The sequence below is a fragment of the Erwinia sp. QL-Z3 genome (genome assembly GCF_004551645.1).
In the GTDB taxonomy this organism is placed as follows: Bacteria; Pseudomonadota; Gammaproteobacteria; order Enterobacterales; family Enterobacteriaceae; genus Erwinia; species Erwinia billingiae.
The window spans coordinates 678,764-705,193 of record NZ_CP037950.1; the positions used below are offsets into that span (position 1 = coordinate 678,764).

General features: G+C 57.2%; 21 protein-coding genes. 12 read left to right on the forward strand and 9 right to left on the reverse strand.

Annotation, left to right across the window (positions count from 1 at the left end; genetic code table 11):
* Window positions 1-90: 90 nt before the first annotated feature.
* Window positions 91-450 (reverse strand): bifunctional dihydroneopterin aldolase/7,8-dihydroneopterin epimerase, encoded by a 360-nt coding sequence (folB, locus tag E2F51_RS03730; protein ID WP_013203890.1) that lies wholly within the window; start codon window positions 448-450, stop codon window positions 91-93.
* A 107-nt stretch (window positions 451-557) separates the two neighbouring features.
* On the opposite strand from folB, the gene plsY reads away from it, so the two are divergent.
* Window positions 558-1,166, forward strand: coding sequence for a glycerol-3-phosphate 1-O-acyltransferase PlsY (gene plsY / locus E2F51_RS03735; RefSeq protein WP_013203891.1), 609 nt, complete (start codon window positions 558-560; stop codon window positions 1,164-1,166).
* Window positions 1,167-1,266: 100 nt separating this feature from the next.
* On the opposite strand, the gene tsaD is transcribed toward plsY, so the two are convergent.
* Window positions 1,267-2,286, reverse strand: a complete 1,020-nt coding sequence (gene tsaD / locus E2F51_RS03740; protein ID WP_013203892.1) for a tRNA (adenosine(37)-N6)-threonylcarbamoyltransferase complex transferase subunit TsaD — start codon at window positions 2,284-2,286, stop codon at window positions 1,267-1,269.
* Window positions 2,287-2,588: 302 nt separating this feature from the next.
* Here tsaD and rpsU point away from each other — a divergent pair, with 302 nt between their 5' ends.
* The 3 genes from rpsU to rpoD all read left to right on the forward strand — a co-directional run bounded on the left by rpsU (window position 2,589) and on the right by rpoD (window position 6,760).
* On the forward strand, window positions 2,589-2,804 hold the full coding sequence (gene rpsU, locus E2F51_RS03745; RefSeq protein WP_001144069.1) for a 30S ribosomal protein S21: 216 nt from the start codon (window positions 2,589-2,591) through the stop codon (window positions 2,802-2,804).
* A 111-nt stretch (window positions 2,805-2,915) separates the two neighbouring features.
* Window positions 2,916-4,661 (forward strand): DNA primase, encoded by a 1,746-nt coding sequence (dnaG, locus tag E2F51_RS03750; RefSeq protein ID WP_013203893.1) that lies wholly within the window; start codon window positions 2,916-2,918, stop codon window positions 4,659-4,661.
* A 260-nt stretch (window positions 4,662-4,921) separates the two neighbouring features.
* On the forward strand, window positions 4,922-6,760 hold the full coding sequence (rpoD, locus tag E2F51_RS03755) for an RNA polymerase sigma factor RpoD (RefSeq protein WP_013203894.1): 1,839 nt from the start codon (window positions 4,922-4,924) through the stop codon (window positions 6,758-6,760).
* Window positions 6,761-6,832: 72 nt separating this feature from the next.
* On the opposite strand, the gene mug is transcribed toward rpoD, so the two are convergent.
* The 4 genes from mug to E2F51_RS03775 form a co-directional block, all read right to left on the reverse strand.
* Entirely contained in the window at window positions 6,833-7,351 is a 519-nt protein-coding gene (mug, locus tag E2F51_RS03760; RefSeq protein ID WP_167738434.1) for a G/U mismatch-specific DNA glycosylase, read from the reverse strand.
* Between the two features lie 37 nt (window positions 7,352-7,388).
* Window positions 7,389-8,345, reverse strand: a complete 957-nt coding sequence (locus E2F51_RS03765) for a YncE family protein (RefSeq protein ID WP_134822777.1) — start codon at window positions 8,343-8,345, stop codon at window positions 7,389-7,391.
* A gap of 71 nt (window positions 8,346-8,416) precedes the next feature.
* A complete protein-coding gene (locus tag E2F51_RS03770) occupies window positions 8,417-8,878 on the reverse strand; it encodes a heme-degrading domain-containing protein (protein ID WP_134822778.1) in 462 nt (153 codons plus the stop codon).
* 100 nt (window positions 8,879-8,978) lie between these two features.
* Window positions 8,979-9,899 carry a LysR family transcriptional regulator gene (locus E2F51_RS03775; protein ID WP_134822779.1) on the reverse strand — a complete coding sequence of 307 codons (921 nt, stop codon included), beginning with the start codon at window positions 9,897-9,899 and terminating at the stop codon, window positions 8,979-8,981.
* A 130-nt stretch (window positions 9,900-10,029) separates the two neighbouring features.
* Between E2F51_RS03775 and E2F51_RS03780 the strand changes: the two genes are divergently transcribed.
* Window positions 10,030-10,419, forward strand: coding sequence for a tautomerase family protein (locus E2F51_RS03780; RefSeq protein ID WP_134822780.1), 390 nt, complete (start codon window positions 10,030-10,032; stop codon window positions 10,417-10,419).
* A gap of 36 nt (window positions 10,420-10,455) precedes the next feature.
* Here E2F51_RS03780 and E2F51_RS03785 read toward each other — a convergent pair whose 3' ends face one another.
* The 3 genes from E2F51_RS03785 to E2F51_RS03795 form a co-directional block, all read right to left on the reverse strand.
* Window positions 10,456-11,802, reverse strand: a complete 1,347-nt coding sequence (locus tag E2F51_RS03785; RefSeq protein WP_134822781.1) for an amidase — start codon at window positions 11,800-11,802, stop codon at window positions 10,456-10,458.
* Window positions 11,803-11,861: 59 nt separating this feature from the next.
* A complete protein-coding gene (locus E2F51_RS03790; protein WP_134822782.1) occupies window positions 11,862-13,022 on the reverse strand; it encodes an alanine racemase in 1,161 nt (386 codons plus the stop codon).
* 151 nt (window positions 13,023-13,173) lie between these two features.
* Complete coding sequence (locus E2F51_RS03795) at window positions 13,174-14,325, reverse strand: porin (RefSeq protein ID WP_013203902.1); 1,152 nt, start codon at window positions 14,323-14,325, stop codon at window positions 13,174-13,176.
* Window positions 14,326-14,655: 330 nt separating this feature from the next.
* Here E2F51_RS03795 and E2F51_RS03800 point away from each other — a divergent pair, with 330 nt between their 5' ends.
* The 7 genes from E2F51_RS03800 to E2F51_RS03830 all read left to right on the forward strand — a co-directional run bounded on the left by E2F51_RS03800 (window position 14,656) and on the right by E2F51_RS03830 (window position 26,381).
* Window positions 14,656-16,434 carry a glycerol-3-phosphate dehydrogenase/oxidase gene (locus tag E2F51_RS03800; RefSeq protein WP_134822783.1) on the forward strand — a complete coding sequence of 593 codons (1,779 nt, stop codon included), beginning with the start codon at window positions 14,656-14,658 and terminating at the stop codon, window positions 16,432-16,434.
* On the forward strand, window positions 16,406-17,251 hold the full coding sequence (locus E2F51_RS03805; RefSeq protein WP_134822784.1) for a class I fructose-bisphosphate aldolase: 846 nt from the start codon (window positions 16,406-16,408) through the stop codon (window positions 17,249-17,251). Before E2F51_RS03800 ends, E2F51_RS03805 begins: the two co-directional genes overlap by 29 nt.
* A gap of 14 nt (window positions 17,252-17,265) precedes the next feature.
* On the forward strand, window positions 17,266-18,759 hold the full coding sequence (locus E2F51_RS03810; protein ID WP_134822785.1) for an FGGY-family carbohydrate kinase: 1,494 nt from the start codon (window positions 17,266-17,268) through the stop codon (window positions 18,757-18,759).
* A gap of 373 nt (window positions 18,760-19,132) precedes the next feature.
* The gene (gene opgB / locus E2F51_RS03815) at window positions 19,133-21,430 is read left to right on the forward strand and encodes a phosphatidylglycerol--membrane-oligosaccharide glycerophosphotransferase (RefSeq protein ID WP_134822786.1); all 2,298 of its coding nucleotides are present in this window, start codon (window positions 19,133-19,135) and stop codon (window positions 21,428-21,430) included.
* 106 nt (window positions 21,431-21,536) lie between these two features.
* Window positions 21,537-23,117 (forward strand): methyl-accepting chemotaxis protein, encoded by a 1,581-nt coding sequence (locus E2F51_RS03820; protein ID WP_134822787.1) that lies wholly within the window; start codon window positions 21,537-21,539, stop codon window positions 23,115-23,117.
* A gap of 130 nt (window positions 23,118-23,247) precedes the next feature.
* Window positions 23,248-24,441, forward strand: coding sequence for a D-alanyl-D-alanine-carboxypeptidase/endopeptidase AmpH (ampH, locus tag E2F51_RS03825; protein ID WP_134822788.1), 1,194 nt, complete (start codon window positions 23,248-23,250; stop codon window positions 24,439-24,441).
* Window positions 24,442-24,779: 338 nt separating this feature from the next.
* Window positions 24,780-26,381, forward strand: a complete 1,602-nt coding sequence (locus E2F51_RS03830; RefSeq protein WP_134822789.1) for an APC family permease — start codon at window positions 24,780-24,782, stop codon at window positions 26,379-26,381.
* Window positions 26,382-26,430: the final 49 nt, after the last annotated feature.

Sequence of the window (26,430 nt, forward strand, 5' to 3'; positions counted from 1 at the left end):
ACCGCCAAATTCTGCCCAGGTTGAGTTAGGCCAACCTTAAGACAGAGCATAATGTGGTTTGGTTTCACCGTGATGGCAATCACATTGGGTTTATTTCGGATTAGTCCCGCGTTCGATGATCACCCCAACCTGGGCTGCCTGGGCCACTGCGCCTGGCTTGCTGAGCTTAATTCGCACCCAGGGAGAGTTGAATCGGGTCAGCAGCAAGGCAGCCACTTCTTCCGCCACGCGCTCAACCAGCGCAAAACGGCCACCGGCAACGTGATTAATAATGGTCTCAGAGACGTCGGCGTAGCTCAGGCAGTCGTTCACATCATCACTGGCAGCGGCTTTGCGGTTGTCCCAGGCCATTTCGACATCGAACACCAGCTTCTGCTGAATGGTTTGTTCCCAGTCGAAAGCACCAATGGTGGTTATGACCGTGAGTTGTTCAATAAATACAATATCCATGATGGCCGTCTCTGTTTTTGTGGTTGCCGGATACCACTTCCGGCGGATTATGCGTATTATCCACGGATGACGAGAACAAAACGACCCCTACTGGATGGAACGGTGTTATGAGTGTATTCGCGCTTGGTATGATTCTTTTCGCGTATCTGTGCGGCTCCATTTCCAGCGCGATCCTGGTTTGCCGACTGTTCAGACTGCCGGACCCGCGACTTAATGGTTCCGGTAATCCCGGTACGACAAATGTGCTGCGTATTGGCGGGAAAACCCCGGCAGCGATGGTATTGGTGTTTGATGTTCTGAAAGGCATGCTGCCGGTCTGGCTGGCTTATCACTATGGCGTTTCGCCACTCTATCTCGGCCTCATCGCCATTGCCGCCTGCCTCGGTCATATCTATCCGGTGTTTTTCCACTTTAAAGGCGGAAAAGGCGTGGCGACAGCCTTTGGTGCCATTGCGCCGATTGGCTGGGACTTAACCGGGCTGATGACCGGGACCTGGCTGCTGACCGTGCTGTTGAGCGGCTACTCCTCCCTTGGCGCGATTATCAGCGCACTGATTGCCCCCTTCTACGTCTGGTGGTTCAAACCCCAGCTGACCTTCCCGGTCGCCATGCTCTCGTGTCTGGTGCTGCTGCGTCATCACGACAATATTCAGCGTCTGTGGCGTGGGCAGGAATCGAAGATCTGGAAGAAGAAAAAGAAGAAACCTGACGCCTGAGAACGCCGGGCAAAGCCATCGCCCGGGCGGGCATTGAAGGGTTTATTGCGTCATCCGTAACGCCTCTGCCATCACCGGCTGATGATGGCAGAGTGGAACACTACGCCTGGATTGCAGGCAGTTCCGCCAGCGGCCAGCGCGGACGTACTGTCACGCTCAACTCGCCCCGCGTTCCGCCTTTCATCCGCACCATACCCGCGTAAGCAATCATCGCGCCATTGTCGGTGCAGAACTCCGGTCGCGCATAAAACACTTCCCCACCGCGCGCCTTCATCACCTCCGCCATTTTGCTGCGCAGCGTGCGGTTGGCACTGACGCCACCGGCAATCACCAAACGTTTAAAACCGGTCTGCTCCAACGCGCGCTTGCATTTGATCGCCAGCGTATCAACCACCGCATCCTCAAAGGCACGGGCGATATCAGCACGGGTCTGATCGTCATCGCTGTTTTCACGGATGGTGTTGGCCGCAAAGGTTTTCAGCCCGGAAAAGCTGAAATCCAACCCAGGGCGATCGGTCATCGGACGCGGGAAGATAAAGCGCTTTTCGGTGCCCTGCTGAGCCATTTTCGACAGCATTGGGCCGCCAGGATAATCCAGCCCCAACAGCTTGGCGGTTTTATCAAAGGCTTCGCCTGCCGCATCGTCCACTGACTCGCCCATCAGGCTGTATTCACCAATGCCGGTCACGCTGATTAACTGAGTGTGACCACCCGATACCAGCAAGGCGACAAAGGGGAATTCCGGCGGATTATCTTCCAGCATCGGTGCCAGCAGATGGCCTTCCATATGATGAACCGGGATCGCCGGCACATCCCAGGCAAAGGCCAGTGAACGGCCGATAGTGGCCCCGACCAGCAGCGCGCCGACCAGACCGGGACCGGCGGTATAGGCCACCGCATCAATGTCTTTGGCCTGCAATCCGGCTTCTTTTAACGCCGCCTGGATCAGCGGTACGGTTTTACGCACGTGATCGCGCGACGCCAGTTCCGGCACCACACCGCCGTAATCGGCATGCAGTTTGACCTGGCTGTAAAGTTGATTGGCGAGCAAACCGGCGGTTTCGTCGTAAATGGCGATTCCGGTTTCATCGCAGGATGTTTCAATTCCGAGCACACGCATGACTTTATTTACCTCATTCTGGCGGCGCGCAGTGTACCATGAAGGCCGCTGCCATTCGGCAATTTTGCAACGAAAAACGTGACTCCCTGAAAAAGCTGGGGAAAATATTTTCGCGAGCGCCTTCCCTTTGATGTATACTCCTTGGCCTGAAAAAACCGGCAGTGGCACAGGCGCATCTGTTGGTAAGTTAATGCTATGGTGCTTTACAACGCTGCCTGTGTTGGAGTAAAATTCCGCACCATTTTGAAACAAGCTGGCACCGACGTCAGCAACAAAACCGATTTTATCGAGGTGAGAGTTACATGCCGGTAATTAAAGTACGTGAAAACGAGCCATTTGACGTAGCACTGCGTCGCTTCAAGCGTTCTTGCGAGAAAGCAGGCGTTCTGGCTGAAGTTCGTCGTCGTGAGTTTTATGAAAAACCGACTACCGAACGTAAGCGCGCTAAAGCGTCAGCAGTTAAACGCCACGCGAAGAAACTGGCTCGCGAAAACGCACGCCGCACTCGTCTGTACTAGTCGTTGGGGGTTCGCCCTCACGTTTTACAGATAAGTAGTAGTTAAGAAGGCCGTGCTTTCCGAAAGGAATGCGCGGCTTGTTCTCGTTTATGCACTGATAAACCGGGGCCTATGGCTGGACGAATTCCACGTGTATTTATCAATGACTTGCTGGCGCGCACGGACATCGTGGACCTCATCGATGCACGGGTAAAGCTGAAGAAGCAGGGCAAGAACTACCACGCGTGCTGTCCTTTCCATAACGAAAAAACCCCCTCTTTCACCGTGAACGGTGAGAAACAGTTCTACCACTGCTTCGGCTGTGGCGCCCACGGCAATGCTGTCGACTTCCTGATGAACTACGATCGTCTGGAGTTTGTGGAAAGCATCGAAGAGTTGGCGACGCTGTACGGATTAGAAGTGCCGTACGAAAGCGGAACCGGCCCGAGCCAGTTAGAGCGTCATCAGCGTCAGAGCCTTTATCAATTGATGGGCGGCCTGAATGAGTTTTATCAGCAGGCGCTGTCACAGAGTCAGTCTTCAGGTGCACGCGAGTATCTTGCCAATCGCGGACTGAGTGACGCTGTCATCAAGCACTTTTCTATCGGCTATGCCCCTGCAGGCTGGGATAACGCCCTGAAGCGCTTCGGTCGCAATCAGGACGATCGCCAGTCGTTAATCGATGCGGGCATGTTGGTCACCAACGACCAGGGCCGCAGTTACGATCGTTTTCGCGAACGGGTGATGTTCCCGATCCACGACAAGCGCGGGCGGGTAATAGGATTTGGCGGTCGCGTGTTAGGCGACGGGATGCCGAAATACCTCAACTCCCCCGAAACCGATATTTTCCATAAGGGTCGTCAGTTATACGGCCTGTATGAAGCGCAAAAGAATCATCCCGAACCGGCGAAGCTACTGGTGGTTGAAGGCTATATGGATGTGGTGGCGCTGGCGCAGTTTGGCATTGATTATGCCGTTGCCTCGCTGGGAACCTCGACCACACCGGAGCATATTCAGCTGCTGTTCCGCACCACCGACACGGTTATTTGCTGTTATGACGGCGACCGGGCAGGTCGTGAAGCGGCCTGGCGCGCGCTGGAAACCGCATTACCTTACATGAATGACGGTCGTCAGCTACGCTTTATGTTTCTGCCTGATGGTGAAGACCCGGATACGCTGGTGCGTAAAGAGGGTAAAGAGGCCTTTGAAGCCCGGATGGAGCAGGCGATGCCGCTCTCCGCGTTCCTGTTTGACTCTTTACTGCCGCAGGTTGATTTGCGATCTCCAGATGGTCGCGCGCAGCTGAGCACCCTGGCGTTGCCGTTGATTACCCAGGTGCCGGGCGAAACGTTACGCATTTATTTGCGTCAGGAGCTGGGCAACAAGCTGGGCATTCTGGACGACAGCCAGCTGGATAAGCTGATGCCGAAGCTGGGCGAGAAAGCCCGGCCTCCTCAGCAGCCCCAGCTAAAACGCACAACCATGCGTATACTGATTGGACTGCTGATCCAGAATCCGGCGCTGGCGACTACCGTGCCGCCACTGGAAGGATTAGAAGCGTCAGATCTGGCCGGATTCCCACTTTTTGTGGAGTTAGTGAGCACTTGCGTAGCTCATCCTGGCCTGACCACCGGACAGCTACTAGAGTTGTACCGTGGAACAAATTTTAGCCAGAGCCTTGAAACTCTGGCCACATGGAACCACATGATCGTAGAAGATGAAGTGGAAACCATGTTTCAGGACTCCCTGGCCAGCATGTATGACGCGGCGCTGGAACGCCGGCTTGAAGAGCTGATTGCGCGCGACCGCACACATGGTCTGAACTCGGAAGAACGCCGCGAGTTCTGGACGCTGAGCCAGGCCTTAGCCAAGAAATAAGTTATATTGCCGAATTTGTGAAGCGTATATCGGCGAGGCCAGTTTGAACGCGAGCACTGCCAGCGTTCAAAATGGCAAGCCAGATAGCTTCCATACAGAATATGTAAAGAACACTGCGGCTTAAGTGCCGATAATCCGCCAGGTCGAGCCTGGCAGCCGCTTGGATGGGCAGCGGCATAAATCCAACGCCCTCACTGTTATTGTTGGCTTGTTAGCCGACCGACACCAATCTAATTTAACAGAAGTGTGGATACCGTCTTATGGAGCAAAACCCGCAGTCACAGCTTAAGCTTCTTGTCACCCGTGGTAAAGAGCAAGGCTATCTGACCTATGCCGAGGTCAATGACCATCTGCCGGAAGATATCGTCGACTCCGATCAGATCGAAGACATCATTCAGATGATCAACGACATGGGCATCCAGGTTGTAGAAGAAGCGCCTGATGCCGACGATCTGATCCTCAACGAAAACAGCAGCGACACTGACGAAGATGCCGCCGAAGCCGCCGCTCAGGTGCTGTCCAGCGTTGAATCTGAAATCGGGCGTACCACTGACCCGGTGCGTATGTACATGCGCGAAATGGGTACCGTTGAACTTCTGACGCGTGAAGGCGAAATCGACATCGCTAAGCGTATCGAAGACGGTATCAACCAGGTTCAGTGCTCCGTTGCCGAATATCCGGAAGCTATTACCTATTTGCTGGAACAGTATGACCGTGTTGAAGCGGGCGAAGCACGCCTGTCAGACATGATCACCGGCTTTGTCGATCCTAACGCTGAAGCAGAAATTGCCCCTACCGCTACCCACGTGGGCTCTGAGCTTTCTGAAGCAGAACGTAACGACAACGACGAAGAAGAAGAAGACGAAGACGACGCGGAAGATGACAACAGCATCGACCCGGAACTGGCGCGCGAGAAGTTTAACGACCTGCGTGTTCAGTACGAGAAAGCGCGTACCGTTATCAAAGCTAAAGGCCGCAGCCACGCGGATGCCGCCGCTGAGATCCAGAATCTTTCTGACGTCTTCAAGCAGTTCCGCCTGGTGCCGAAGCAGTTCGACTTCCTGGTCAACAGCATGCGCATCATGATGGATCGCGTTCGTACGCAAGAGCGCCTGATCATGAAGTTCTGTGTTGAAATCTGCAAAATGCCGAAGAAGAACTTCATCACCCTGTTCACCGGCAACGAAACCAGCGAAACCTGGTTCAAAGCCGCGCTGGCAATGAACAAGCCATGGTCTGAGAAGCTGAAAGACGTCGCCGATGACGTGCAGCGCGGCCTGATGAAGCTCGGACAGATTGAGCAAGAAACCGGCCTGACCATCGAGCAGGTTAAGGACATCAACCGTCGTATGTCTATCGGTGAAGCTAAAGCCCGCCGTGCGAAGAAAGAGATGGTTGAAGCGAACTTACGTCTGGTTATCTCGATTGCCAAGAAGTACACCAACCGTGGTCTGCAGTTCCTGGATCTGATTCAGGAAGGTAACATCGGTCTGATGAAAGCCGTTGATAAGTTTGAATATCGCCGCGGTTATAAGTTCTCAACTTATGCCACCTGGTGGATCCGTCAGGCTATCACCCGCTCCATCGCTGACCAGGCGCGCACCATCCGTATTCCGGTGCATATGATTGAGACCATCAACAAACTCAACCGTATTTCACGCCAGATGCTGCAGGAAATGGGTCGCGAGCCGACGCCGGAAGAACTGGCCGAACGCATGCTGATGCCAGAAGATAAAATCCGTAAGGTGCTGAAAATCGCTAAAGAGCCTATCTCTATGGAGACGCCGATTGGTGATGACGAAGATTCGCATCTGGGTGATTTCATCGAAGATACCACGCTGGAGCTGCCGCTGGATTCCGCGACCTCCGAGAGCCTGCGCTCTGCCACGCACGATGTGCTGGCTGGCCTGACCGCGCGTGAAGCGAAAGTACTGCGTATGCGTTTCGGTATCGATATGAATACCGACCACACGCTGGAAGAAGTCGGCAAGCAGTTTGACGTAACCCGTGAGCGTATTCGTCAGATTGAAGCGAAGGCGCTGCGTAAACTGCGTCATCCGAGCCGCTCTGAAGTGCTGCGCAGCTTCCTGGACGATTAATCGTTCCCTAAGCGCCAGTAAAAAAGCCCCTGCATGCAGGGGCTTTTTTTATGCCTGAAGCCGGGCAGCGTCCTAACGGCCTCGTGCCGCAAGGGCGGTATCCAACTCGCGGTAAGCGGCCGCCAGCTGCTCCTGAGACGCCCGGTTCAGCCCGCTGGGGTTGGGTAACACCCACACTTCGGTGTCGCCAATGGTTTGCGGCTGCCTGCCCCACTCCACCTTACTGACCCGGAACGCCTGCTGGTAAGCCTGCTTGCCCAGCACCGCCAGCGCATCTGGCTGATACTGCTGCACCTTCTCAATCAGCGCTTTGCCGCCGTCTCGCAGCTCCATGCCGGACAGCTCGGTCGCCTCTTTGGTAGGCCGCTCCACCAGCATGGTGATGCCGCAGCCGGTCTCCAGCAGCTGCATCTCCTCTTCCGGCTTCAGCTGCCTGACGGTGAATCCCGCCTGCCAGATGGTCTTCCAGAAGCGGTTGCCGTTATGGGCAAAATGAAAGCCCTTATGGGCGGAGGATTTTCCCGGATTGATGCCGCAAAAAATCACCCGCAGGCCCGGTGCCAGAATATCGGTAATATTATGCTCGTCGATCTCACTCACTGGTTATCTTCTCTTCCAAATGCCGCGTTTATTCTGCTAACGCATAATAGCTCAATACTTCACAACCTCGCCCGACAGACGGCGTGGCGGTCACGGACAGGCTGGCAATATCAATGACGCTCAGGGTGCCATCATCTTCATTAGCAATCAGCAGCGTGCGGTTGTCGGGGCTGAAACAGCCGTCCATCGGCTTATTGCCCACCGCCACCTGACCGAGCGGATTCAGCTCGCCGTCAAACAGGCTGATTACCGGCTCCTGATCGCCAATCACCACCAGCAAAGAGCCATCCTCACTGAAGCGGACAATCTGTGACGCCTTCTGGTGGCCGGTGAGCGGCAAGGTGCGGATAAGCTGATGGCTTTCCGCATCCAGAACATACAGACGCGGCTGGTCGCCATCGGTGGCAACGATCGCCGGATGGCACGGCGACGCCGCAATCCCGTTTATTGGCCCCGGCATCGCAATATTCTCCACCACCTGGCCTTTGCCGTTTTCCAGCGCCACCACCGTTATCGAGGCATCTTCTTCGTTGTCAGTAAACAGCTTACGGCCGGAAGGCAGGATGGTCAGGCGATGGGTATTGTGCGAAGGCACCGCAATCTGGCTGACGATCTTATCGGTATTGGGGTCGATCGCCAGGATCGTCGCGCTGTTTTCGCAGCACTGATAGACATAGCCATCGCTTGCCAGCCGCGAAGTATGCGGCGACTCCAGCGGGCTGACGTCAATAAATCCGCTGACCTGGCGGGAGATCAAATCGATCACCGCAATCTTGTGGCCGGGATGGGGATTATCGCCGTGGATGCCATCACCAAAGATCGGCACATAGGCTTTATGCTGCTGCGGCAGGATCAGTAACTCGTGGGGACGCGGAGGGAAAGCATTAAGCTCCTGCTCTACGGCAAAGGTCTCAGGATTGAGAAACAGCACGTTGCTGCCCTGCTTATCCACTGCGATCAAACCATAGCGAGTGGCCGACGTCATACACACCTCCAGTAAAATGAACGTTTCATTTAAAGGTAGCGCATAACGTCGTCAAGTTTTGCGGGAAAAGGTTACAAAACTTGCTGGATCCCCCACATCGCCAGCGCATGATCCTCATGGGAAGGCAGTCCGCTGACCGTCACCGCACCGATAATCCCGCCACCGGTAAGCAGTAATGGGAAGCTGCCGCCGTGGTCGGTATAGCGCTCAGGATCCATATAATTCATCGCTTCCATCCGCTTGCCGGCCGCTTCATTCACCTCGCCGGTGTATAAAGAGGCATGGCCGTTGCGCAGGGTGCTGTTGCGCTTGCGGGCAATCCACTCCAGATTTTCGGCGCTGGAACCCGGCAGCGCGGCGCAGAACAACACCTGACCGAAGGCATAAACTTCAATCGCCACCGGGTAGTTTTCCTGTGAGGCGCGCTGGCGGATCAGCTCACCCACTTTCCAGGCATCATCAAAGCTGAACTGGGTCAGACGAACAAGTTGCTCCTGCTGCAGCAGGGTTTCAAGGCTGGGAACGCTGGACATCGGACTCTCCGTGAGCGGGAAACGAGGCCTTCAGCTTAATTGATTACTATTTTCCAAAATAGATAAATATGAAATATCAGTTCTGTTTTTGCGAGCAAGATCACTGCTCAAACGCCGCCCGCAGCCAGTGAATAAAGCCGCTGACCGCGCGCGGCACCTGCGCAGACCACGGGCGCACCACGTACAGCATTCCGGCAAAGGCGCCCACCGTCTGCCAGTCTGGCAACACCTCCACCAGCCGCCCTTCGCTTAAGGCCGCGCGGGCGCTGAAGTCCGGCAGCAGCGCAATGCCCAACCCGTCCAGCGCCGCATCGCGAATGGATTCACTGTTATTGGTGGCAAACGGCCCGCTGACGTTCACCGTCACCGATTCTTCTCCCGCCTGGCGTGAGGCAAAGGTCCAGCGTGGCATCTCCGTGCCGCGCGGGTAATACAGGCACTGATGATCGCTCAGGGCCTGCGGCGTTTGCGGGAAGCCGTGCTGCGCAAGATACGCCGGGGAAGCAACCACCTGCGCATGCGTGGCACACAGCGGCAGCGCCACATGGGTTTCGGGCAGGGTATCGCTATGGCGGATAGCGAGGTCAAAGCCTTCACTGGCCAGCGATACCAGCCGGTCAGACACCTCAAGCTGCACACGCACCTGTGGATGCTCGCGCAGAAAGGCGGTGATATGCGGCACCAGCTGCTGGCGGGCAAACGCCACCGGCGCCGTCACCCGCACCAGGCCGCGTAACGGCCCCGCCGAGTCACGCACGCTGAAAAAGCTCTGTTCAATCTGCGCAAAAGGCTGGCGTAACTCTTCCACCAGCTTCTCACCGGCGCTGGTCAGCCGCAGGCTGCGGGTGGTTCGCGTGACCAGCGGCACGCCCGCCAGATGCTCCAGCTCTTTAATTTTCTGGCTCATCGCCGCTTTGCTGACCTCCAGGCGCTCGGCAGCGCGGGTAAAGCTCCCCTGCTCTGCCAGCACCGTCAGCCAGTGCAGATGGATCCACAGCGCGTCGGTCTTTACGTCTTTCATGGTTATTGTTCACAATAGTAAATAATCAATTCAAGTATAGCGCTTTTTCCCGTCTCATATTCCCCGTAAAGTGAACCTCAGATAAGCCGCAGCCATCCGGCTCAATTGACTGTTTTCAGGGGATAAACCAATGCCATTACTGCAATTCGATGTGATTCAGGGCCGTTCAGAATCGGAGATGAGAACCTTACTGGACGCAGCGCACCGCGCGGTGCTGGCGGCGTTTAAGGTGCCAGCGCGCGATCGCTACCAGATTGTTCACGAAAACAAAGCGTATCAGATGGTGTTTGAAGATACCGGACTGGGTCTGACCCGTACCGATAATCTTGTGTTGGTGCGCGTCTTTACCAGCCCGCGCAGCGATGAGCAGAAGCAGTTTTTTATGGCCGAACTCTGCCGTGAGCTGAAAGAGAGCTGTGGCATTTTGGGCAGCGACGTGATGATCAGTTTTATCACCAACGGCAAAGGCGACTGGAGCTTTGGCAACGGCGTGGCGCAGTATATGACCGGCGATCTGTAAGCTGACGGCGCGCTTGTGCAGCATGCGTGCCGACGGTTATTCCCAGCCAGCGGGCTGTTGATGCCAGCCGGTCAGCGATTCCAGCCGGTGTGCCATCGCCAGCAGCTGTGACTCATGGTGGTAGTTGGCCACCAGCTGCGCACCAATCGGCATCCCTTCAGCACTCAGCGCCACCGGCAGCGTAATCGCACAGCCATCAAGATAGTTCACCGCGCGGGTCAGCAGCGCCAGCGTGGCCTGCTGCTCATCCACCTCGTCAACCGGGCAGGCGGTGATGGTCAGCGTTGGCATCAGCAGGATATCCCAGTCGTCCATCAACTCATGGAACAGCCCGATATGCTGCTCACGCTGGCGCAACAGGCCTTCGAAGCTCTCTTTGTTGATCGCCGCCCCGTGCAGCAGCTTCTCAGCCGTTAACGGATTGTAGCGATCGCGGTGGCTGGTCATCATCTCGCGATGCCAGGCCCAGGCTTCCGCCGAAATAATTTCCCCGCTGCGGGCGCTCAGCCCGGTCCATGAGAACGGCAGCTTAATGCGGGTGACCGATATTCCCGCCTCGCTCAGCCGTCTCTGGGTCTTTTCCAGCGCGGCGACAATCTCCGGGTCGATTGCCGCGCCCAGCGTATCCGGCTCAATAAACGCCACCTTTAACGTGTCCGCCACCGCAAGGCGCTGCGTATCGCCACTCATACTGCGGTAGATCAGCTCCGCGTCGGCCACCGTGTGGGTTAACGGACCAATCGAATCCAGCGTGGTGGAGAGCGGAATACAGCCTTCGCGGCTGATGCGATTTTGCGTGGGCTTCAGGCCCACCAGGCCATTCAGCGCGGCGGGAATACGCACCGAGCCGCCGGTATCGGTGCCGATCGCCGCCGGCACCAGGCCCGCCGCCACCGCCACCGCCGATCCGCTGGAGGATCCGCCCGGTACGCGATGCACGTCGCAATCCCAGGGATTCCACGGCGTGCCGGCATTCTGATTGATCCCCCAGCCGCCGAAGGCAAACTCCACCAGCTGGGTTTTTCCGGCAATCACCGCGCCGTGTTGCAGCAACCGGGTTACCGCAGGCGCGGTATGGGTTGAGCGGCTGTCCGGCAGCTGACGGGAGCTGGCGCTGCAGGGTGTCCCCCGCCAGTGCAGCAGGTCCTTAATGCCCAGTGGTATCCCCTGTAGCGGACCAAGATCGACCCCGGCCTTCAGCAACAGATCCTGCCCCTGCGCTGCCGTCAGCATCGTCTGCGCAAACACCGTGACAAACGCATTGAGCTTGTCGTTATAACGGGCGATGCGGGCAAGATAAAATTCCGCAATCTCTTCACAGCTCAGCTCGCCGCGACGTAACGCGGCGGCCAGTTCGGCGATCGGTGAAAATGGCGCAATCATGCGGTCTCCATGGCCTGTCATCATTTATGAAGGAGACAGTGCAATATCCGATCCATATTTTACAAAAACATGCCGCGCGCATCGATATTGATGATTTCCGCCGTGCCATGGCTGTTTCTCATCACAAATTGCGCAAATTGTGCCATTACCGCGCAGGAGTGATTGGGGAAAACGCGCATCAGGCTGCCGAGCGGCGGTGTATTGCCATAATGTGGAATAAAGCCGTGCTCTTCCGATAATTTTTCGACGCGATACTGCCGATCCGTCAGCGCATTAACCGCCAGACCAAAATCGGCTGCACCAGTTCCGTGCGGACCCTTGTCAGAACTGAGTGCTTTTGAGCCGGCATCAATAATGGCGTAGCGATCGTTTACCGACACCACCCGCGCGACCACGCTGATGGCCACCTCATCCAGCGTGCACAGCTGCAGGCGCAACCCGGTAAGATCGCATAAGGCGTAATTGCCGGGACGGATCTCGTCATACCCGTCAGGCAAGGGCGCACCAAGGATCGACGGCGTTGCACCGACGGACAGCGCGCACTGCGCAAATCCAGCCTGATGCAGGCGCTGGCGCAGTCCCTGCATACACTGGGCTTCTGCCTGCACGATCGCCGCCATCTGCTGCGGGTTCTGTGCGCCATAGGCATGTCCGGCATGAGAGACCAGCCCGGCAAAGTGCAGGCCGGCGGCTTGCACCGCGTGGGCCAGCTGCAACGCTTCGTCGCCTTCCGGATTGACCCCAACTCGTCCAAGCCCGACATCAACCTTGATCCACACCGATAAATCCAGCGAAGTGACCGCCGCTGCGGCCTGCGCAATAGCCGCCACGCCGGCCTGACTGGCGACAATCACCCCCAGTTTGCAGCCGCTGCTGGCGGCCACGGCAAACAGCGCGCTGACGCTTTCAGCCTGTACCACCGGGTAAGCCAGCAGCACATCGCGCACGCCGCCGTTGATAAACACCACGCCTTCGCTGGGTTTCGACACGGTGATGCCGACCGCGCCCAGCGCAATCTGCTGTTGCGCGATCGCCACGCTTTTATGGGTTTTCACATGAGGACGGAGCCGTACGTTCCCCGTCGCGGCGCGCTGCTGCATCTGCTGTAAATTACGCGTAAGCCGTTGCGCATCGATTTCAATATAGGGCGTCAGCCGGTCGTCATAAAATGGACGATCGCTGCCTGCCACTGCTTCTGAACCTGCCTTCAGTTGATTCACACTGCCTCCATCGTATCGGACTCTCCCGTCATCAGGAGCGAGTTGCCCATCCTAACCCAAACGCGCGTCAGCGAAAAAAAAAGCGCCCGTGCAAATGCAGGGGCGCTCAGAGTCTGCCTGAACCGTGAATAAGGTCACGGTTTACAGCGAATTAGAAGTCGTAACGCAGACGGACCAGGTTCATATCACCCAGGTTGTCGGTGCTGGAGGTGAAGACGTGTTCGTAGTCAACACGGAAGCCGTAATCCAGCTGGAAGGTCACGCCGACGCCGTTATCGATGCGCTGATAGTTGCGGTCGTTAACGTATTCCAGACGGTCACCCATAAAGTACGGCATCACCGATTTCAGGGCGTACTGGCCCACCGGGATGGTGTAACCGGCCAGATATTCAATGCCCCACGCATCGCCCGCGAAGTAGTTATTCACGTTAACTTGCTTGGTGGTCAGGAAGTTCTGGTAGTAACCGCCGCCGAAGCTGAAGGTCCAGTTGTCCGGTTTCCAGCTCAGAGAAGTGCCGTAGATGTTCTGATCGTAGGTTTTGTTGTCGCCGTTGCCAGGGTTACGCATCTCAGCGCGGGTGTAGTTCCACGCGGTGCCCCAGGTCAGGTCTTTGGTCAGGTGATAATCCACACCCAGCGAGCCGCCGCCCTGACGCTTGTAGCGCAAGCCGTTGCCCGGCAGGTACTCGTTATCGCTGAACAGGTACGACGCATAGACGTCAGCCGCGCCGAAGGTGTTTTTGTACTTCAGCATCTTACGGCTACGGTATGAACCATCGTAGTCGCCGTTGATGCCGTTGCCCGGTGCCTGGGCAAGCATGTCGTAATCCCAGATATCGGTTTTCGCGCCGACCACATCATAGTAAACGCTGTTCTGCTGGCCGAAGGTCATCTGGCCCCAGGTCTTACTTTTGAAACCGGTATACAGCATACGGCGGCTGGTGTTGTTAGCGCCGTCAGCGTGATGATTATCCCAGTCAAACACCGCCGGAATATTCACGCCCAGCTCGTAGTAACCGATCCAGCTAATGTCATCAAACAGGTAGTAATCCGCCGCAAAGCGGAAACGGGTGCCACCATCGAAGCCGTTACGCTTGTAAGAGCCGTTATCGCTGGCGCCGGTCATATTGTTGAACTGCGGACGAATACTGCCGCCAACGGTAAAGTTCAGGCGGCTGAGCGGGTCGCCAGCCTGAGGATCTTGCTTCAACACAGTCACTTCTGCATGGGCGGCGAATGACGCACTGCCTGCCAGCAGCCCCAGACCAATGGCCTGAGATAAAACGCGCATTTTTGTTAACATAATGTATCCCTGGAAAGAATCGTCTTAGAATTTTGCCCGCTGATAATAGCCTGAGAAACATGACAAAAAATCGCCTTTCATGACCGTTTTGTGCGGTTTTGCTGACGAAATCATTAAGTAAATGTGTCATTTGACGCATTTACTCACGAAATCAAGCATTTTGTGCGGTTTTTAGCGTTTCCTGTGCAGCATTCTCATCAGAATTGATGTTTTGCAATAATTTGCCGATAAGCGCCGTTAACGCTGCGCGGGTTAACACTTTTGCAACACCAAAGTGAATTTCTGTCCCTGACTGCTATACCTCACAAAGGATTGCATAAGGAGGACAGCATGGCATCAGACAGCAGCAGGCCTGACGATCGCGAGGCGCGACTGACCCGGCTCCGGCAACTCACCCGCACGCCGGTACTGATTATTGGTGGCGGCATTAACGGCATCAGCACCTTCCGCGAGCTGGCTCTGCAGGGGATCCCGGTGGTGATGGTGGAAAAAGGCGACTGGTGTCAGGCTGCCAGCGGCGCGTTGTCACGGATGATCCACGGCGGATTGCGCTATCTGGAAACCGGTGAGTTTTCGCTGGTGAAAGAGTCGGTACAGGAGCGCGACCGGCTGTTAAAAAATGCGCCGCACTTCGTCGCCCCGCTGCGCACCACCGTGCCCATTGACAGCTGGGGTGGTGGCCTGATGAATGCCGGAAAACGCTTCCTGCGCCTGTCCGAAAAACCGAGTCGTCGCGGCGCGCTGGTGATCAAAACCGGCCTGGCGCTGTATGACACCTGGTCCCGCCGCTTCGGCACCCTGCCCAAACATCAGCTGCACACTAAACAACAGACCCAACAACGCTGGCCGGGTTTTGCCGACTGGGTGAAGTGCAGCGCCGCCTATTACGATGCGGGGATTGCCGCACCGGAACGGCTGGGCTTTGAACTGATTGACGATACCGAGCGTGCGGCCGCAGGCGCGCTGGCGCTGAACTATGTCAGCGTTGAGCAGTGTGATGGCGAGAACATCACCCTGCGCGACAGCTTCAGCGGCGAGACGTTTTCGCTGCGACCGCATGTGGTGGTCAATGCCACCGGCGCGTGGATCGATCGGCTGAACGGCACCTTAAGCCCAACCCTGCCTGAGCAAAAGCTGATTGGCGGCACTAAGGGATCGCATCTGATCCTGCGCAGCCCGGAGCTGCTGCAGATGCTGGATGGCGAAATGGTCTACTACGAGAATCAGGAAGGCCGGGTGTGCATCATGTTCCCGTGGTACGGCAACGTGCTGGTGGGCTCGACCGATATTCGGGTGGATAACCCGGATGATGTGGTCTGCGAAGCGGACGAGAAAACCTATATTCTGCAATCGCTGCGCTTTGTCTTTCCCCACCTTAAGGTCAAAGACGAAGATGTGCTCTATACCTTCAGCGGCGTGCGCCCGCTTCCGGCCAGCGATTCGGCCTTTAATGGCACCATCTCGCGCAATCACTCATTAGTGTTACTGCCGCCGGTGGCCGGACGGGAGTTCACCACCCTGTGCCTGGTCGGCGGTAAATGGACCACCTTCCGCAAATTTGGCGAAGAAGCGGCAGACCGCGTGCTGAAGCTGCTGGGCGAAAGCCGCAAGGTCAGCACGGTGGAGTTGGCGATTGGCGGCGGCCGCAATTATCCCAATGCGGCGCGAAAACCCATCTGGATGCACGAACTGAGTGAGGAATTCGGCCTGACGCCGGCGCGCGTTTCACAGCTGGTTGCCCGTTACGGCACCCGCGCCCAGGCGATGCTGCATACCATGGCGCTCCAGCCTGACCAGCCGTTGCAGGCTAACCCGAACTGGAGCCAGAACGAAATACGCTTCCTGATCGCGCACGAGCAGGTGCAGACGCTGGAGGACCTGTTGGTTCGCCGCACGCCGCTGGCCATCAGCGGACAGCTGACCGTTGATCTGATTGCGGAGATCAACCGCCTGCTGGCGGAGGCGCGCGGCTGGTCGCCGGAACAGGCCACGCAGCACCTCGATCACACCCTTTCACGTCTTGCCAGCCTGCACGGGCTCGGCAGGCTTTCTCCTGTGGCCGTTAATAAGGAACCCCGCCATGTCAGCCAGTCAGAAAGTGAGGCTTAACCGACTCTTTAATCAGGGTAAATGCCTGGATGTCGCCATCGATCACGGCATCGCCAACGAGCCCGATTTCCTGATCGGCCTGGAAGATATCGCCAGCGTGATGCACAGCCTGGTCACCGCTCAGCCTGACGCGATTCAGGTCAATTACGGCCAGGCCGATCTGCTTCAGCAATTGCCCCAGCGCCACAAGCCCGCGCTGGTGCTGCGCACCGACGTCGGCAATGCCTATAACGCCGCCCGTCATCGTGAGATGTGGGCGGTGCTGCACAATCCGGACGATCCGATTCTGGCGGCCCTGCAAATGGACGCGGCGGCAGTGGTGGTGAATCTCTATCTGATCCCCGATGAGCCGGGCATTTTTCGCCAGTGCATTGAGAATATCGGCCGGCTGCGCCACGCCTGCGAGCGTTACGGCATGCCGCTGATGATTGAGCCGCTGGTAATGGCAGCGGCCGGACAGGGCGCGGCCTATGGCTCGCTGGGCGACGTGGAGAAAATGGTGCCGCTGGTCCGGCTGGCGCGCGAACTGGGCGCGGATATCATCAAGGTTGATCCGACCGATAACGTGGAAGAGTTTCACCGCGTGGTGGAAGCGGCCCGTTGTCCGACGCTGGTGCGCGGCGGCGGCAAGGGTGAACTTGGCCCGGTGCTGACCAAAAGCGCGGCGCTGATGGCGCAGGGCGCATCCGGCATGGTGTATGGCCGTAACGTCTATCAACACAGCAATCCGGCCAGCGTGGTGACGGCGCTGATGGCGATAATTCATCAGGGCGTCAGCGGAGAAGAGGCGCTGGCGATCTATCAGCGTGCTGGCTGAAACGGAGAAATGCGATGAGCCAACTGCTGGGCATTGATGCCGGCAACACCATGATTAAGGCGGTGTTGTTCGATCTGGATGGCACGGTCCGCGCCGTTGCCAGCTGTGCGGGCGAAACCCACCAGCCACAGCCCGGCTATGCCGAACGACCGGTGAACGAGGTCTGGCTGGGCGTCACCGCCGCCATCAAAGCCTGCCTGGCGCAGATGCCGGATGCGCAGGTGATTGCCGTCGGTGCCGCCGGGCATGGCAACGGGCTGTATGCGCTGGATCAGGCGCAGCAGCCGTTAATCGGCATTCAGTCGGTCGACAGCCGCGCCGCCGACCGGGTGGAGGAGCTGGAACAGAGCGGCAACGCAGCGGCGATTTATGCCCGTTCGCTGCAAAAAGTCTGGGCCAGCTCAACGCCGGTGTTGCTGAGCTGGCTGAAGCGAAACCGGCCGGAACTGTATCAGCGCATCGGCCATGTGCTCTGTGCCAAGGACGTTATCAGTCACTTCCTGTCTGGCGAAGTCAGTGCTGACTATTCCGATGCGTCCGGAGCCGGGCTGATTGATCACCGCGTTCGCGGCTACAGCGCCGACCTGCTGGCCCTGTACGACCTGGCGGACGCCCTGCCGCTGCTTCCCGCCCTGCATGAATCCTGCGAAGTGGTCGGCACCGTCACCCCACATGCCGCGCAGCTTACCGGTTTACCTGCCGGTATTCCGGTGGTGGCGGGGATCTTTGACGTGGTGGCCAGTGCCGTTGGCTCCGGCGTGGTGTTGCCAGGCGAAGCCTCGATTGTGGCAGGCACCTGGAGCATTAATCAGGTGGTGGTGTCCCGTCCTGATTACCTGCGCCCGGTCTTTATGAACGCCCTGATTGAGCGCGATCGCTATATGGCGATTGAAGCCAGCGCCACCTCGGCGACCAATCTGGACTGGTTTATCCGCGAGTTTGCCGACGGCCGCAGCGGCGACGGTGCAGAACAAAGCAGTGATTTAGTGGCAAAGGTGGTGCCGGATGCGCATCTGCCGGTCTACCATCCCTACCTCTATTCCGGCAGGAAAGAAGAACCGGCCAAAGCCGGATTTTATGGCCTCAGCGGCTGGCACACCCGCGCCGATATGCTGTTCGCCTTATTTGAAGGCGTGACCTTTTCTCACCGTGCGCATATCGATCGGCTGCGCGCGGCCGGACTGCCGTTCACCTCGGCCACCCTTTCTGGCGGTGCCAGTCGCAGCTGCGTCTGGCCACAGATGTTTGCCGACGTGTTGGCGATCCCGATTCAGGTGGCGGAGTGTAAAGAGACCGGCGCGTTGGGCGCGGCAATCTGTGCCGGCGTCGGCGTGGGGATCTGGGCGAATCTGGCGGAAGGCGTGGCGCAGGCGGTGAAGCTCAACCCGGTGATTTTGCAGCCCGACGCTGCCCGCGTTGCCTTCCATGAACCCCGTTATCGCCTGTTCAAAAAGCTGGAGCGGGCGATGGACAGCCTCTGGCATGAAGAGCTTAACGACCTGGCTTAACGTGATCTAAATCTGAATTCCGTTACGTCGCTGGCGGGCAACCGGCGAGTACATAACGTTAATTTAACTTAACACTCCGTAAGCAGGCTGGCGGAGAACACCCGTATTTTACTGATAATTCAACGAACTTCCCGTCATCTGCCCCACTTACGCCCCGCAAAACGTTAATGTAACCGATTTGAAAATAATACAAACTTAAACAAAGTGTAAACAGACCGTCATAAACCACGCGGTCAGGCGCATTTTGCTGGGTGGTAACAACATTGCCAGGGATAATTCGCTGCGCTAAATTGGCATATTACGCGCAGATCAGACCACTGCTACTTCCGGCACAGGGCAGGGATCGCGTCAGGTTGAGGATAAAAAAAAGCTCATGGGTTCAGAATTACTCTCGCTGGTACTGTTCATTGCTTCAGTGTCGCTTTACACCTGGAAAGCCGGAAGAAATAAACTGTGGTTCAGCGCTATTCTGCTGTTTCTTGGCATCTATATCATTCTGAACGCCTCAATGCTCGCCAGTAATTATTTTACCGGCGAAGGCATTAATGACGCGGTTATTTACACCATTACCAGCAGCTTAAGCGGCGCGGGTATCAGCAAATATATTCTTCCGGCGGTGGGATTGATTGTCGCGCTGGTTGTGCTGTTTGGCGTTTTGTCCTGGCTGTTACGCCTGCGCAAAGGCCATCGCGCCAGTCAGCTCTACAGCCTGCTGGCGGTGATTCTGGCCGTTGCCTCGATCAATACCACGCCGGCCTATCAGCAGGTGGCCAGCCTGATTAAATCCCAGGTCGGAAAAGGTAACTCCGATTTCTATACCCATTACAAAGTGCCGGGAAAACAGCTTCGCGGAGATAAGCCCAATCTGGTTTATATCTATGCCGAAAGCCTGGAACGCACCTACTTCGATGAAAAAGCCTTTCCCGGTCTGGCGCCGGAACTGAGCAAGATTAAAGATAACGCCTACGACTTCAGCAATACCGAACAGCTGCCGGGAACCGAATATACCATTGCCGGGATGGTGGCCTCGCAGTGCGGTATTCCGCTGTTTGCGCCGTTTGACGGTAATGCCTCCAGCTCACTCTCCACCTTCTACCCGCAGAACGTCTGCCTGGGTGACATCCTCAAGTCTTCCGGCTACCAGAACTACTTTTACCAGGGCGCGAGCCTGAGCTTCGCCGGCAAAGACCTTTTCCTCTCCTCGCACGGCTTCGACCATCTGTATGGCTATAACGAGCTGAAATCGGTGGTCAAAGACCCCAACTACCGCAACGACTGGGGCTGGTATGACGATACGCTGCTGGACGTGGTGTTCGATAAATACCTTGAGCTGGCAAAGCAGAACCGCCCTTTCTCGCTGTTTGCGTTGACCGTCGATACCCATCATCCGGACGGATTTATCTCGCGCAGCTGCCAGCGCAAAGACTATCCGTATGAGGGCAAACCGAACAAATCCTTTGCCGCAGTGGCCTGTAGCCAGGAACATATTGCCCGGCTGATCCAGCGCATTCAGGCTACGCCGTACTTTAAAAACACCATTATCGTGGTCAGTTCCGATCACCTGGCGATGAACAACACCGCCTACAAATACCTGAATCAGCATGACCGCAGCGATCTGTTCTTTATGGTGCGCGGCAACGACGTCACCAGCAAAGTGCTGCCGGTGAAACGCAGCACGCTGGATAACGGCGCGACGGTGCTGGATGCGATGGGTGGCGATAACTTTATCGGCCTTGGCCGCAGCAGCCTGTCGTCGACCTCGATGGTGGCCACCTATCTGAATATCAAAGACAAAATCAACGAGTGGAAGCCCGACGTCATCAAGCTGTGGAACTTCCCGAAATCGATTTCCGATTACAAAATTGATACGGTCAGCAACACCTTCAGCTTCTCCGGCATGCACTTCAAGCTGCCGCTGCTGCTGTCGGTGAAGCCGAACAGGATTGAGCCAAAGTTTGACGTCTACCTCGCAACCCCGCTAAAGCAACAGCTGGCGAACTTTGCGCCCGACGAGAAGTTTGTCTGGATTGATCGCTGCTTCAAAATGGGCGATGTCTGGGACGAGAAGCTGGAGCTGAACCCTGGCCTGTGCGTCGCTGACGGCACGCTGAACTCTGCGCCACAAATTGAGCAGATTGAACCGGGCAACACGCTGGGCAAGGTGTCCTTCAAAAAGACCGGCGATAACAGCGACGCGCGTTATCAGCAGGCGGTAACGCGCCTGAGAGTCACCGATGACGATCTGCGTTATACCGCCGACCACATCATGTTCGGCCTGCCGGGCCTGCCGAAGCAGGTGCAAAAGGTCACCGGCCTCTCCTTTATCGAACCCTGGGGTGGACGCTGGTCTGACGCCAATCTGCTGCCGACCGTCACCGTGCAGTATCTGGAACCGCTGCCGGCAGCCTTTGACCTGACGCTGACCGCGCGGGCCTTTGGCAAAAACAGCCAGAAGCCGTTCACCGTTAAAGTGGGTGACCGCACGCAACAGATTACGCTGACCAATGCCGACAGCACGCTTAAGATTCATTTCACTAATCCAGCGCAGTCGCGCACCGTTGAAATCCTGCCGCCAGCGCCGGAAGAGACCGCCGAAGGCGCTATCGACGGCTTTGCAGCGCGTAAGCTGGGCATCGGCCTGGTCAGCCTGCAGGTGACCGCCACCGAATAAACTGAGACCTGCCTCACAAATATTCATCAAGTTTTCGCCCCTGTTGCCGATTTAACCTGCTTCAGGGGCGCAAACGAAAGCCCTGTCTTTCAGAGGGAAACATGTGATGGCATCAGTGAAAAATATGAAGGTCGGGGTTCGCCTCGGCGCTGCGTTCAGTTTGGTGATCCTGTTGTTGATCATCGTGAGCGTCACCGCAGTAGTCAAAATCAGCACCATTAACGACGCGGTCAGCAGCATCGTCAGCGATCGTTATATCAAAGTCCGCCTGGCATTTGACGTGCGCGATGGCGTCAACGATCAGATTAAATTCCTGCGCGGCATGGTTATCGATACCACCCGCCCACAATACAACGTTAAGCGCTTCGGTCAGCTGACTGACGCCACCGACAAAACCAATCTGGCGGTGGGCAAAATTGCCCAGCTGCAAACCACGCCCGTGGGTATCAAAAAAATTCAGGCGGTTAAAGACGCGGCTCAGACATTTGAAACGGCTAAATCCACGCTGCTGGATATGATCCGTGCCGGTAAACAAGATGAAGCGGCCGAATTCGCCCTGCAAAAAATGACCCCGGCACAGAATACCTATCTGAATCTGGCCTCCGCCTTTGCCGACTCGCAGTCGCAACAGCTGGTTGCTGAAGGCGCGCTGGCCGGCACGGAAGGGAACAGTGCGATTCAAATCACCCTGATCTTCTCTGCCCTGGCGATCCTGGCCGCAGTCCTGTTGGGCTATTTCCTCGCCCGCTCTATCGTGCGTCCATTGCGTGAAGCGGTGACCATTGCCGAGAACGTGGCGGCAGGCGATCTGCGCACGGTGATCCGCGTCAACTCCACCGACGAAACCGGTCAGCTGATGCAGGCCCTGAAGCACATGAACGAAAACCTGCTGCGCATTGTCACCGAAGTGCGCTCCGGCACCGATTTGATCCATAACGCCTCCAGCGAAATTTCAGCGGGCAATATGGACCTGTCATCACGCACCGAGCAGCAGGCCAGCTCGCTGGAAGAGACCGCCTCGGCAATGGAGCAGATGACCTCGACCGTCAAGCAGAACGCCGACAACGCCCGCCAGGCCAATGAACTGGCCGCGCTGGCGTCGAAAGTCGCCAGCCAGAGCGGTGATGCGGTGAAGCAGGTGGTCAGCACCATGGAGATGATTAACGGTTCCTCACGTAAAATTGTCGACATCATCAGCGTGATCGACGGTATTGCTTTCCAGACCAACATCCTGGCGCTGAACGCGGCGGTAGAGGCGGCGCGTGCCGGTGAACAGGGTCGCGGCTTTGCGGTGGTGGCCTCCGAAGTGCGCAGCCTGGCGCAGCGCTCTGCTTCAGCGGCGAAAGAGATTGCCCAACTGATTGAAGACTCCGTCAGCAAAGTGGACGAAGGCGGCAAGCAGGTGGCAAAAGCCGGTACCACCATGGAAGAAGTGCTGAGCAGCGTGAAAAGCGTGACCGCCATCATGGGCGAAATCTCAATTGCCAGCTCAGAACAGAGCACCGGCATCAACGAGATCAGCATGGCGATCACCCAGATGGACCAGGTGACGCAGCAGAACGCCGCGTTGGTAAACCAGTCGGCGTCGGCGGCGCAATCGCTGCAAGAGCAGGCAGAACAGCTGTCGCGGGCGATCAGCGTGTTCAAGGTTAACGACGCGCAGTACCACGGTCAGGCGCTGGCCTGATTGTTGAGAGGGCACGCCTGTGCCCTCTTGATACAAATTTGTGGCGAAAGTCGCTGATAAAAGCACGCTGACGGCTTTTTAAGCCGGGTTAAAACAGATTACTATAAGGTTTCTCTTAAGCCTGACTCAGATGGATGACCGCACGTTGAAACCCCTTCTTCACCGTTTGCTGGCACTAATGCTTGTTGCCCTTCCGCTTAGCGGCATGGCAGCGAGAACCAGCCCCGACCCGCTTCTTGCGTCCCAGATTGTTGACCGCTACGCGCAGAACATCTTCTACAACACCAAGGCAACCGGCATGGCGATGGTGGCAATTGATGCCAACCAGCGCGTTTTTGCCAGCCAGGGTTATGTCCGTCCAGGCAGCAACGTGCGCCCGCAGAAAGACTCGGTGATCCGCATTGCCTCGCTGACCAAACTGCTGACCAGCGAACTGCTGGTGAAGCTCTCTGAACAGGGCGTGGTTCGCCTTGACGATCCGTTAAGCAAATATGCCCCTGCCGGCAGCAGCGTGCCGGGTTACGCCGGGCAAACCATTCGCCTGATCAACCTGGCGACGCACACCAGCGGCCTGCCTCGCGAACAGCCTGGCGGCAAGGCGCAGCGTCCGGTGTTTGTCTGGCCGACGCATGCTCAGCGCTGGAACTGGCTGGACAATGCCCAGCTGAAAGCCGCGCCGGGCAGCCAGGCGGCCTACTCTAACCTGGCCTTCGATCTGCTGGGTGATGCGCTGTCTAAAGCCTCCGGCGTGCCCTATCCGGCGCTGCTTCAGCGTGAAATTACCCGTCCGCTGGGCATGAAGGACACCACCTTTACGCCGTCACCGGACCAGTGTCGTCGCCTGATGGTGGCCGCGAAAGGCGCCAGCCCGTGCATGAATACGCTGGCGGCGATCGGCAGCGGCGGCATTTACTCGACGCCGGATGATATGGGCCGCTGGATGCAGCAGTTCCTTTCCTCCGACGTGCATCCGCGCACGCCGCAGGCCGACCGCATTCAGACCATGATTTATCAGCGCGACCAGTTAAGCAGAGTCATCGGCATGGATGTGCCGGGCAAAGCCACGGCGCTGGGCATGGGTTGGGTATATATGGCGCCTCAGGGCGGCCGTCCTGGCATCATTCAAAAAACCGGCGGTGGCGGTGGCTTTATTACCTATATGGCGATGGTGCCGCAGTACAGCGTTGGCGTGTTTATTGTGGTCACCCGCTCGGCGCAAACGCACTTCACGCCAATGAGCGATGGGGTGAATAATCTGCTGACCGAATTAATCGGCAATACGCCTGACAGTGCGCAATTAGCGGCCAGCATTATGTCCAACTAATACGCGATTGACCCGGCGGACGCCTTAAATCCGCCGGGAATAAGCCAAGAATATATCTGGATGTAAATATCCATTATAAAGTTTAAATAATGGATCATCCGGGTGCGCAGCGCACTGCTGGCGCTCACCGCCTTTTTTCTCCGCGACTGTATTCAACGCCCTCCGCAATTATTCCGCCCGTATTACGCCCTTATTCCATTAGAAACTCGCCGGTTAATTAATACCGTCACGCGCCGTTATTTTTACTGGCACGTAATATGCTACATCCCCCTTTTACCGTATTACCCAAAATAGAAAGCGGTAAGCAATAACTCGCGACATCACATCATGAGGTTCCTATGGCGAAGGCGGCATTTAAACAAAAGTTAGGGTTGGTTGATCTCAGCCTGTTGGGGATCGGCTCGATGATCGGCTCCGGCTGGCTGTATGCGGCGCTGACCAGCTCCGGTTATGCCGGGGCACAGACCGGATGGGCATGGATTTTAGGGGCAATTATCGTGCTGATGATTGGCCTGGTGTTTGCCGAGCTTTCTGCCGCCATTCCGCGTGCCGGCGGCTTTGTGCGTTACCCCAACTTCTCACACGGCAACGTGGTCGGCTTTGTGATCGGCGTCAGTTCGTTGCTGGCCTACACCAGCACCGCCGGGGTGGAAGTGGAAGCGGTGCGTCAGTATGCCCAGTACTGGTGGCCGGCGGTCAGTAACAGCGCGGGCGGCCCGACGGCGTTGGGCTTCGCGGTGCAGATCCTGCTGCTGGTCGGCTTCTTCCTGCTGAACTACTGGAGCGTCAGCTTCTTTGGCCGGGTGAACACCATCGTCACCACCTTCAAATTCATCGTGCCGCTGCTGACCATCGGCACGCTGTTTATGTATTACCACGGCGCCAACCTCGATGTGCCCCCACCGCCACCGGGCGGCGCGCATGGCATCTTCACCTCGCTGACCGGTGCCGGCATCGTGTTTGCCTATCTCGGCTTCCGTCAGGCGGTGGACTTCGCCAGTGAGGCCAAAAATCCGCAGCGCAACGTGCCGCTGTCGATCATCATCGCCATCGCGGTGAGCTTCGTGATCTATATCGCCCTGCAATATGCGTTTATGGGTGCGGTGCCGTCCGAAGCGCTGTCGGCGCACGGCTGGGATGGGCTGAAGCAGGTATTCCAGTCGCCGTATGCCGATCTGGCGCGCAGCCTGGGGATCACCTGGCTGATTAACCTGATCCTCGTCGATGCGGTGATTTCTCCGGCCGGCACCGGCAATATTTACCTCGCCGGGGCCAGCCGCGTGCTGTTTGCCTGGGCGCGTAACGGCCACCTGTTTAAAATCTTTGGTGAAGTGGATGCCAAATCCGGCGTGCCGCGCGGCGCGCTATGGCTATCACTGATCCTGTCGATTGCCTGGACGCTGCCGTCGGAGTTCCAGGTGTGGGGCGGATTGATTGGTGCTGTGACCTCGGCCACCGTGTTCACCTATATGCCAGGCCCGATCACCCTGGGCGCCTTCCGTCGTCATCTGCCGGATATGCCCCGTCCGTTCCGCCTGCCGGTTGCCGCCATCCTCAGCCCGCTGGCGTTTGTCGCCAGTACGCTGCTGATTTACTGGAGCGGCTGGTCGGTGAACGAAATCCTGATCCCGATTCTGGTGCTGGCGTGGGTGGGCTATGCGCTATTCGGTAAGAAGTCGGACACCTCAGGCCGCGATCTGAAATGCGCCTGGTGGTTGCTGGTTTACTATCTGCTGGTGCTGATCCTGTCCTATTTCGGCACCTTTGGCGGCATCAATGCGATCGCGTCGCCGACCGATATGATCCTGGTGACTGTCGCCTCTCTGGTTTGTTACTACTGGGGCGTGGCGGCCAGCCTGTCGGTGCCCGAAATCACCGATGATGAAGAAATTTCCACCGACGCTGACGAAAAACCGTCCGGCAAATATGCCCACAATTAATCCATCGCGTTAACCTCACCAGGGCGAGAAAAACTCGCCCTGGACTGAT